General features: G+C 57.6%; 3 protein-coding genes and 2 rRNA genes (1 of these 5 running past the window's edge). All 5 read left to right on the top strand.

Annotated features, from left to right (window positions below; genetic code table 11):
• A 23S ribosomal RNA gene (locus tag NUH87_RS13375) occupies window positions 1-2,774 on the top strand; it begins 117 nt to the left of the window's first position.
• 158 nt (window positions 2,775-2,932) lie between these two features.
• A 5S ribosomal RNA gene (rrf, locus tag NUH87_RS13370) occupies window positions 2,933-3,048 on the top strand.
• A 212-nt stretch (window positions 3,049-3,260) separates the two neighbouring features.
• Entirely contained in the window at window positions 3,261-3,920 is a 660-nt protein-coding gene (locus NUH87_RS13365) for a paraquat-inducible protein A (RefSeq protein ID WP_338526314.1), read from the top strand.
• Complete coding sequence (locus NUH87_RS13360) at window positions 3,907-4,530, top strand: paraquat-inducible protein A (RefSeq protein ID WP_040070953.1); 624 nt, start codon at window positions 3,907-3,909, stop codon at window positions 4,528-4,530. Before NUH87_RS13365 ends, NUH87_RS13360 begins: the two co-directional genes overlap by 14 nt.
• Window positions 4,523-6,826 (top strand): PqiB family protein, encoded by a 2,304-nt coding sequence (locus NUH87_RS13355; protein ID WP_338526313.1) that lies wholly within the window; start codon window positions 4,523-4,525, stop codon window positions 6,824-6,826. Before NUH87_RS13360 ends, NUH87_RS13355 begins: the two co-directional genes overlap by 8 nt.
• Window positions 6,827-6,867 lie beyond the last annotated feature (41 nt).

The raw sequence follows: 6,867 nt of genomic DNA, 5'->3' as shown, positions 1-6,867 counted from the left end.
AATGGGGGAACCCAGCCAGCATAAGCTGGTTATCTTGCACTGAATACATAGGTGCAAGAGGCGAACCAGGGGAACTGAAACATCTAAGTACCCTGAGGAAAAGAAATCAACCGAGATTCCCTTAGTAGTGGCGAGCGAACGGGGACTAGCCCTTAAGTGGCTTTGAGATTAGCGGAACGCTCTGGAAAGTGCGGCCATAGTGGGTGATAGCCCTGTACGCGAAAATCTCTTAGTCATGAAATCGAGTAGGACGGGGCACGAGAAACCTTGTCTGAATATGGGGGGACCATCCTCCAAGGCTAAATACTACTGACTGACCGATAGTGAACTAGTACCGTGAGGGAAAGGCGAAAAGAACCCCGGAGAGGGGAGTGAAATAGATCCTGAAACCGTATGCGTACAAGCAGTGGGAGCAGACTTTGTTCTGTGACTGCGTACCTTTTGTATAATGGGTCAGCGACTTATATTCAGTGGCGAGCTTAACCGAATAGGGGAGGCGTAGCGAAAGCGAGTCTTAATAGGGCGTTTAGTCGCTGGGTATAGACCCGAAACCGGGCGATCTATCCATGGGCAGGTTGAAGGTTAGGTAACACTGACTGGAGGACCGAACCGACTACCGTTGAAAAGTTAGCGGATGACCTGTGGATCGGAGTGAAAGGCTAATCAAGCTCGGAGATAGCTGGTTCTCCTCGAAAGCTATTTAGGTAGCGCCTCATGTATCACTGTAGGGGGTAGAGCACTGTTTCGGCTAGGGGGTCATCCCGACTTACCAAACCGATGCAAACTCCGAATACCTACAAGTGCCGAGCATGGGAGACACACGGCGGGTGCTAACGTCCGTCGTGAAAAGGGAAACAACCCAGACCGTCAGCTAAGGTCCCAAAGTCATGGTTAAGTGGGAAACGATGTGGGAAGGCTTAGACAGCTAGGAGGTTGGCTTAGAAGCAGCCACCCTTTAAAGAAAGCGTAATAGCTCACTAGTCGAGTCGGCCTGCGCGGAAGATGTAACGGGGCTCAAACCATGCACCGAAGCTACGGGTATCACGCAAGTGATGCGGTAGAGGAGCGTTCTGTAAGCCTGTGAAGGTGAGTTGAGAAGCTTGCTGGAGGTATCAGAAGTGCGAATGCTGACATGAGTAACGACAATGGGTGTGAAAAACACCCACGCCGAAAGACCAAGGTTTCCTGCGCAACGTTAATCGACGCAGGGTTAGTCGGTCCCTAAGGCGAGGCTGAAAAGCGTAGTCGATGGAAAACAGGTTAATATTCCTGTACTTCTGGTTATTGCGATGGAGGGACGGAGAAGGCTAGGCCAGCTTGGCGTTGGTTGTCCAAGTTTAAGGTGGTAGGCTGGACTCTTAGGTAAATCCGGGAGTCTAAGGCCGAGAGCTGATGACGAGTGTCCTTTAGGACGCGAAGTGGTTGATGCCATGCTTCCAAGAAAAGCTTCTAAGCTTCAGGTAACCAGGAACCGTACCCCAAACCGACACAGGTGGTTGGGTAGAGAATACCAAGGCGCTTGAGAGAACTCGGGTGAAGGAACTAGGCAAAATGGCACCGTAACTTCGGGAGAAGGTGCGCCGGTGAGGGTTAAGGACTTGCTCCGTAAGCCCATGCCGGTCGAAGATACCAGGCCGCTGCGACTGTTTATTAAAAACACAGCACTCTGCAAACACGAAAGTGGACGTATAGGGTGTGACGCCTGCCCGGTGCCGGAAGGTTAATTGATGGGGTTAGCTAACGCGAAGCTCTTGATCGAAGCCCCGGTAAACGGCGGCCGTAACTATAACGGTCCTAAGGTAGCGAAATTCCTTGTCGGGTAAGTTCCGACCTGCACGAATGGCGTAACGATGGCGGCGCTGTCTCCACCCGAGACTCAGTGAAATTGAAATCGCTGTGAAGATGCAGTGTATCCGCGGCTAGACGGAAAGACCCCGTGAACCTTTACTATAGCTTTGCACTGGACTTTGAATTTGCTTGTGTAGGATAGGTGGGAGGCTTTGAAGCGTGGACGCCAGTCTGCGTGGAGCCATCCTTGAAATACCACCCTGGCAACTTTGAGGTTCTAACTCAGGTCCGTTATCCGGATCGAGGACAGTGTATGGTGGGTAGTTTGACTGGGGCGGTCTCCTCCTAAAGAGTAACGGAGGAGTACGAAGGTGCGCTCAGACCGGTCGGAAATCGGTCGTAGAGTATAAAGGCAAAAGCGCGCTTGACTGCGAGACAGACACGTCGAGCAGGTACGAAAGTAGGTCTTAGTGATCCGGTGGTTCTGTATGGAAGGGCCATCGCTCAACGGATAAAAGGTACTCCGGGGATAACAGGCTGATACCGCCCAAGAGTTCATATCGACGGCGGTGTTTGGCACCTCGATGTCGGCTCATCACATCCTGGGGCTGAAGCCGGTCCCAAGGGTATGGCTGTTCGCCATTTAAAGTGGTACGCGAGCTGGGTTTAGAACGTCGTGAGACAGTTCGGTCCCTATCTGCCGTGGACGTTTGAGATTTGAGAGGGGCTGCTCCTAGTACGAGAGGACCGGAGTGGACGAACCTCTGGTGTTCCGGTTGTCACGCCAGTGGCATTGCCGGGTAGCTATGTTCGGAAAAGATAACCGCTGAAAGCATCTAAGCGGGAAACTTGCCTCAAGATGAGATCTCACTGGAACCTTGAGTTCCCTGAAGGGCCGTCGAAGACTACGACGTTGATAGGTTGGGTGTGTAAGCGCTGTGAGGCGTTGAGCTAACCAATACTAATTGCCCGTGAGGCTTGACCATATAACACCCAAGCAATTTGCTGACTCGAAAGAGCACCAGATTGCGGTGTGTGAAGACGAAACGAACCGAAAGTTTGTAGCTCACAAAACACCAAGCTGTCACATACCCATTCGCTGGAGCGTGATCTCGTAAGAGAAAACGACCTGGCTACCGAATTTCTTGACGACCATAGAGCATTGGAACCACCTGATCCCATCCCGAACTCAGCAGTGAAACGATGCATCGCCGATGGTAGTGTGGGGTTTCCCCATGTGAGAGTAGGTCATCGTCAAGATTAAATTCCAAAACCCCTATCTGCGACCGCAGGTAGGGGTTTTGTTTTTGCGCCGCTAAAAGTCCAGGCCCCATCGGTCCTGCTGGCTATCCGGCCGCCACTGCCGGCAGGCCAGCTACCATACCTAGACCATTTCCTGACAAATTGGCACAGTTATTTTCGAGCTGGAACACTAGAATAGGCACCGTCCTTTACAGAGCCTGAGCCCATTTATGCCGGATCCGGTTGATACCTCAAAGGTGTCTGAATTACCGCTGGACGCGTTGGTGGCCTGTCACGAATGCGACCTGCTGATGCGCAAGCCCCAGCTCGGCCTCGGCGAGAAAGCCCAATGCCCACGCTGCGGCTATGAGCTCTACGCCCATCGGCACAATGTCGTCGAACGCAGCCTGGCCCTGGTGATCGCGGCGCTCCTGCTGTACGTCCCGGCGAACTTCCTACCCATCATGAAGCTCAATCTCCTGGGCCGCTCTTCCGAAGACACGGTCTGGAGCGGTGTGCTGGGCCTGTACCATACCGGCATGTCCGGCATCGCCGTGGTGGTGTTCCTGTGCAGCATGGGCATCCCCCTGCTCAAGCTGGCCTGCCAGTTGGCCGTGTTGTTGAGCATTCGCTGGGATATTGGGCGCAGCTACGGCCTGTTGCTGTACCGCATTTACCACCATCTGCGCGATTGGGGCATGCTCGAGGTCTATCTCATGGGCGTGCTGGTGGCGATTGTCAAACTCGCCGACCTGGCGGAGCTGAGCCTGGGACTGGGCCTGGCCTGCTTTGTCGGTTTGCTGCTGACCCAGGTGCTGCTGGAGGTGATCATGTCGCCCCACCAGGTCTGGCAGGCGTTATCGGGGGAGGACGAACATGCGGGCCATTGATGCAGGCATCCTGATCTGCACGGAATGCCACGAGCTGAACCGGCAGGAAGAAGGCAGCGACGAGCAGGTCTGCACCCGCTGCGGTGCCCTGGTACACCCACGGCGCCCCAACAGCCTGATGCGCACCTGGGCCCTGCTGCTGACCTCGGCGATTCTCTATATCCCGGCCAACCTGCTGCCGATCATGACCATCAGTTCCCTGGGCAAGGGTGACCCCAGTACCATCATGTCCGGTGTCATCGTCCTGGTGCAGCACGGCATGTTTCCCATCGCCGCCGTGGTTTTTGTCGCCAGTATCCTGGTACCGACGTTCAAACTGGTGGGCATCGCCCTGCTATTGTTCTCGGTGCAGCGCCACCAGCCGCTGTCGGCCCGGCAGCGGATCATCATGTACCGTTTCATCGAGTTCATTGGCCGCTGGTCAATGTTGGATATCTTCGTGATCGCCATTCTGGTGGCGATCGTGAACTTTGGAAGAATTGCCAGCGTCGAAGCCAATCTCGGCGCGGTAGCCTTTGCCAGTGTGGTGATCTTGACGATGCTTGCCGCAGTAACTTTCGATCCCCGACTCATCTGGGACAACACGGAGTCGGACGACGACCATGAGTGATTTGCCAAAAGCCAAAATCCGCCCGGCTTCGAACTGGTCGGCCATCTGGGTCCTGCCGCTGATTGCTCTGGTCATCGGCGGTTGGCTCGGCTGGCGGGCCTATAACCAGACCGGCATCGAAATCCAGGTGCGCTTCGAAAGCGGCGAGGGCATCCAGGCCAACAAGACCGAGATCGTCTACAAGGGCATGCCCATCGGCAAGGTCAAGGGGCTGAACCTGGATGTCGAAGGCAGCTCCAAGGGGGTCATCGCCACCATCGAGATGAACAAGGACGTCGAGTCGTCCCTGCGCACCAATACCCGCTTCTGGCTGGTCAAGCCCAGCGTGACCCTGGCGGGGATTACCGGCCTGGACACCCTGGTGTCCGGCAACTACATCGCGGTCAGCCCCGGCGATGGCGAACCGGAGCGCAAGTTCAAGGCACTGACCCAGGAGCCGCCGCTGTCGGACCTCAAGCCGGGCCTGCATATCACCATCAAGGCCGATCGCCTGGGCTCCCTGAACCGTGGCAGCCCGGTGTTCTACAAGCAGATACAGGTCGGCCAGATCAAAAGCTATGCGCTGTCCCCGGATCAGAACATGGTCGAGCTCAAGGTCTTTATCGAGCCGACCTACGCCAACCTGGTGCGCAAGCACACGCGTTTCTGGAACGCCAGCGGCATCAGCATCGATGCCAACCTGTCCGGGGTGAAGGTGCGCAGCGAGTCCCTGGCCAGCATCGTCGCCGGCGGCATCGCCTTCGCCACGCCGGAGAATCGCAAGGACAGCCCGCCCACCGACCCGAGCCTGCCGTTCCGCCTCTATGAGGATTTCGACGCCGCCCAGGCAGGGATCCGCGTCAAGGTGAAACTCACCGACTTCGAAGGCCTGCAGGCCGGTCGTACGCCGGTGATGTACAAGGGGATCCAGGTCGGTAGCCTGAAAGCCTTGAAGATCGATCCCGACCTGTCCAGCGCCAACGCCGAGCTGACCCTCGATCCGCTGGCCGAGGAATACCTGGTGAGCGGCACCCAGTTCTGGGTGGTCAAGCCGTCGATCTCCCTGGCCGGCATCACCGGGCTCGAGGCGTTGGTCAAGGGCAACTATATTGCCGTTCGCCCCGGCGACAAAGGCGGCCAGCCGCAGCGCGAGTTCGAGGCCCGGGCCAAGGCGCCGCCCCTGGACCTGCGTTCTCCGGGACTGCACATGGTGCTGTTCACCGACAACCTCGGTTCCCTGGACGTCGGCAGCCCGGTGCTCTACCGCCAGGTGAAAGTCGGTACGGTACAGAGCTACCAGTTCTCCCGCACGCGCAAGCAAGTGGTGATCGGCGTGCATATCGAGAAGGAATATGAAAACCTGGTCAACGCCTCGAGTCGCTTCTGGAACGCCAGCGGTATCACCCTGAGCGGTGGCCTGACCGGTGGCATCCAGGTGAAAAGCGAATCGCTGCAAAGCCTGATGGCCGGTGGTATCGCCTTCGAGACCCCGCAGGACAAAGCGCCGCTGCAGAAACGCATTCCGCGTTTCCGTCTGTTCTCCAGCCATGACGAGGCGCAGCAGCAAGGCACCCTGATCACCATTCGGGTCGATCGCGCCGACGGATTGCGCAGCGGTACGCCGATCCGTTTCAAGGGCCTGGATGTGGGCAAGATCGAAAGCGTCGACCTGAGCGATGACCTGCAGTCGGTGCTGCTCTCGGCGCGGATTACCGAAGTGCCGGAGCGCATCGCCCGGGTCGGCAGCCAGTTCTGGGTGGTGAAGCCGGAGCTGGGACTGATCAAGACCTCCAACCTGGAAACCCTGGTCACCGGCCAGTATCTGGAGGTGCTGCCGGCGACGAAGAAGCTCGGGGTGCAGAAGGATTTTGTCGCGCTCAAGGAGCCGCCGGCCGCGGCGGTGCCGCAAGCCGGCTTGAGCCTGACCCTGAGCGCCGCTCGGCGTGGTTCGCTGAAGGAGGGCGTACCGGTGACCTACCGCGAGGTGACGGTGGGCAAGGTGACGGGCTATGAGCTGGGGGCCACCGCCGACCGGGTGCTGATCCATATCCTGATCGAGCCGCGTTATGCACCGTTGGTGCGCAGCGGCAGCCGCTTCTGGAATACCAGTGGGTTCGGTGCCGACTTCGGCTTGTTCAAGGGTGTGACGGTGCGTACCGAGTCGCTGGAGACGCTGATTCAGGGTGGCATCGCCTTCGCCACGCCGGATGACGAGCGCATGGGCGCGGCGGCGCGGCCGTTGCAGACCTTCGCGCTGTTCGACAAGTTCGAGGATGAATGGCTGACCTGGGCACCAAAGATCAGCCTCGGCAAATAACCGATACCCGAAATGAAAAGGCCGCGATCGATGATCGCGGC

This window comes from Pseudomonas batumici (genome assembly GCF_036585405.1).
In the GTDB taxonomy this organism is placed as follows: Bacteria; Pseudomonadota; Gammaproteobacteria; order Pseudomonadales; family Pseudomonadaceae; genus Aquipseudomonas; species Aquipseudomonas batumici.
Note: the sequence above shows the minus strand (reverse complement) of the source record. Positions and strands in the feature narration are given on the sequence as shown.